This window comes from Dietzia sp. B44 (genome assembly GCF_014145245.1).
Taxonomy (GTDB): Bacteria; Actinomycetota; Actinomycetes; order Mycobacteriales; family Mycobacteriaceae; genus Dietzia; species Dietzia natronolimnaea.
Genome location: NZ_JAALEF010000379.1, coordinates 1 through 3,024 on the forward strand (window position 1 = coordinate 1; position 3,024 = coordinate 3,024).

Consider the following 3,024-nt stretch of genomic DNA (forward strand, 5'->3'; position numbering starts at 1 on the left):
CCCGCTCATCGAGCGGGGGCCGCCTCGTCGTCGGCCGATCTCGTGGTCGGTCGGCCTCGTGGTCAGTCGTGGTCAGTCGTGGGACGTGGTCACTCGTGGGCCGTGGGCACCGCACGGAAGCCACCGTCGAGCACCACGAGCGGATCGCCGGGATCCTCCTCGTCGAACCAGGCGTCCAGCAGCCGCGCGACCACCAGGACGTGGTCGCCCGCCGGGACGAGACGATCGAGGGCGACCCGGAGTCGCGCCCGCCCGCCGTGGAGGAGCGGTTCACCGGTCTCGGCCCGGGTCCACAGGGAGTGGTCGGCGAACCGGAGGTGGGAGGGGCCGGCGAACCGGAGCGCGAGTGATCGGTCGGCCTCGCCCAGCAGGTGGATCACCGCGGTCCGGGCGTCGAGCACCGCCGCCAGGCTGGACGACGAGATCCCGACGTTGAAGCTCACCAGGGCGGGCCTCGACGACAGGCTGGACGGTGATGACGCGGTGAACCCCACCGGCCCGTCGGCGCCGTCGAGGGTGATGATCGTGACGCCGGCGGGATGCATACGCATCGCACGCCGGTGGGTCTCCGCCGGGACGGACTGGTGAGCGGTGGACAGGCTTCGTTCGGTCATACGAGAAGTCTGTGGGGGTCCGCTACGGATGTCGAACATTACTGTCGCGGTGACCGGAAAGGGTCAGGACACCGACAGCAGCCTCGACGGCAGCGCGCTCGTGGGGTCGGCCGAGATGGTGTCGAGCGCCACCGCCATGGCCGCCAGCTGCTGGATCCGCCCGCCCGCCGTCGACACCCTGAGTTCGGGTGCCCCGCCGGCGAGAGGGGTCTCCCGTGAGGCTCTCAGGATGGGTCCCAGGTAGCGCGGGTGGTCCGTGAAGGCCTGTCCGCAGAGCACCACCGAATCCGGCCGAGTGATGGCCGAGACCAACCCGACCAGGCGGCCGAGGATGGTCGCCCGCTCGACGAGGATCGCGTCGGCCATCGGGTCACCGTGTGCCCGGGCCGCGAGCTCCGGCACCGACCCGACGGTGATCCCGCGGGCGGCCGCAGCCCGGACCAGTCCGGAATCGCCCACCACGTCCAGGAGGCCACCGCCGCGGTCGTCGAGGTAGGTGGTCGGCCCCACGGGGAGGTGGGCGAGTTCCGCCGAGCCGGCCCGTGGCAGGTGTACGGCGCCGTCGATCACGAGGGCGGAGCCCAGATGCTCCCGCGCGTAGACGACCAGCGTCGTGCCCGTGTGGGACTCGTGCCCCACGAGCAGCTCCGCCGCGGCCATCGCCTCGACGTGGGGGGCCACGGAGAAGGGCACCCCGATTCGATCGGCGAACAGGTCCGCCACCGGAACGTCCCGCCACCCCAGCAGGTCGTGGTCGATCCTGCCCGGCGCGGTGATCGTCGCGGCCGTGGCCACGCCGCCCCAGACCAGCCGGCGGTCCCGGTGGCCGTCGAGGAGCCGGAACGCGATCGCGGACAGCTCGTCCGCGATCACCTCCGGATCCCGGCCCGGGGTGGGGATCGCGTACTCGGACAGGATCCGGCAGGCGAGATCACTGATGGCGACCACGCACCGGCTGAGGCCGATGTGGACGGCCACCACCACGGGCCCGGCGGGATCGATCTCCACGGGGATGCTCGGCCGGCCCACGGAACCGTCGTGCATGAGTTCGGGTCGCTCGCGGATGACCCCGGAGGACAGCAGCGCTGCCGTGGCTCGGCTGACCGTCGCCACCGACAGGCCCGTGGACGCGGCCACCTCCGGACGGGTCACCGGCCCCCGGAACCGGATCGTGCGCATGACCCTGGCCGAGCTCACGTCGGACAAACGCAGGTCAGGGGCGGGTGAACGGGGTGTCATGGGGGAGAGGGTATCACAGCCTATAGACCGATCGGTCTACTCATGTAATGGGTTTCCTTCCCGGTGACGGCAATTGTGGCCCCCCGTCTCCGTCCGGCCGCACGATGTGTCGGTCCGCACTCCGACCCGAGACACCTCAGGAGCCGTCCGTGGCCACCGACCCGACTCATCCGAACCCCGACCAGACTGGGTTGCACTTCCACTGGTTCCTGCCCACCTACGGGGACTCGCGCAACCTCGTGGCCGGTGGGCACGGCACGCTGATGTCGGGGGACCGTCCGGCGACCCTGCCGTATCTGCGGCAGATCGTCGCGGCGGCCGAGAACAACGGGTTCGAGTCCCTCCTCACTCCCACCGGCGCCTGGTGCGAGGACGCGATGATCACCACCGCTCTGCTCGCCGAGTCGAGCGACAGCATCAAGTTCCTCGTGGCGCTGCGCCCGGGGCTCATGAGTCCCACCCTCGCCGCGCAGATGGCGACCACCTTCCAGTGGCAGACCGGTGGCCGCCTGCTCCTCAACGTGGTCACCGGAGGCGAGTCCCGCGAGCAACGCGCCTATGGGGACTTCCTGGACAAGGAGGCCCGATACGCCAGGGCGGACGAGTTCCTCGAGATCGTCCGAGGACTCTGGGATTCGGAGAACCCGCTCTCCTACAGCGGTGACCACCTCGCCGTCGTCGATTCCGTCCTGGCGCGTCGACCGGACCCGGCGCCGCCGATCTTCTTCGGCGGCTCCTCCGCGGCCGGTATCCGCGTCGCCGCCCGCCATGCGGACACGTACCTGACCTGGGGCGAACCCCCCGCTGCCGTCGCCGGGAAGCTGGACCGGGTCCGGGACGCCGCGGCCGTCCACGGCCGGACACCCTCGTTCGGGATCCGGCTCCACGTGATCTCCAGGGACACCTCGGAGCAGGCGTGGGCCGAGGCCGATCGGCTCCTGGCGGGGATCGACCCCGCGGACGTGGCACGGGTGCAGGCCTCGCTGGCCGCCAGCGAATCGGAGGGCCAGCGCCGGATGCTCGACCTGCACGGCGGCCGGACCGGGTCGCTCGAGGTCTCGCCGAACCTGTGGGCCGGTGTCGGCCTGGTCCGCGGGGGCGCGGGGACCGCGCTCGTGGGCTCCCACGAGGAGGTCGCCGACCGGATCGCCGAGTACGCCGAGCTGGGCCT

Annotated in this window: 3 protein-coding genes; 1 reads left to right on the top strand and 2 read right to left on the bottom strand. The window is 71.6% G+C overall.

Going from position 1 to position 3,024, the window contains the following annotated elements:
* Nucleotides 1–89: 89 nt before the first annotated feature.
* Together G6017_RS12360 and G6017_RS12365 are read right to left on the bottom strand one after the other, a co-directional pair.
* Complete coding sequence (locus tag G6017_RS12360) at nt 90–614, bottom strand: flavin reductase family protein (RefSeq protein ID WP_182611051.1); 525 nt, start codon at nt 612–614, stop codon at nt 90–92.
* Nucleotides 615–677: 63 nt separating this feature from the next.
* A complete protein-coding gene (locus tag G6017_RS12365; RefSeq protein ID WP_182617609.1) occupies nt 678–1,853 on the bottom strand; it encodes an ROK family transcriptional regulator in 1,176 nt (391 codons plus the stop codon).
* A 149-nt stretch (nt 1,854–2,002) separates the two neighbouring features.
* Between G6017_RS12365 and G6017_RS12370 the strand changes: the two genes are divergently transcribed.
* Nucleotides 2,003–3,024: LLM class flavin-dependent oxidoreductase (locus G6017_RS12370; protein ID WP_347237998.1), on the top strand; the 1,022-nt coding region annotated here is incomplete at its 3' end.

Coding starts and splice junctions, on each gene's coding strand:
- G6017_RS12365 (WP_182617609.1), bottom strand. CDS start 1,853: ATGACACCCCGTTCACCCGCCCCTGACCTGCGTTTGTCCGACGTGAGC.
- G6017_RS12360 (WP_182611051.1), bottom strand. CDS start 614: ATGACCGAACGAAGCCTGTCCACCGCTCACCAGTCCGTCCCGGCGGAG.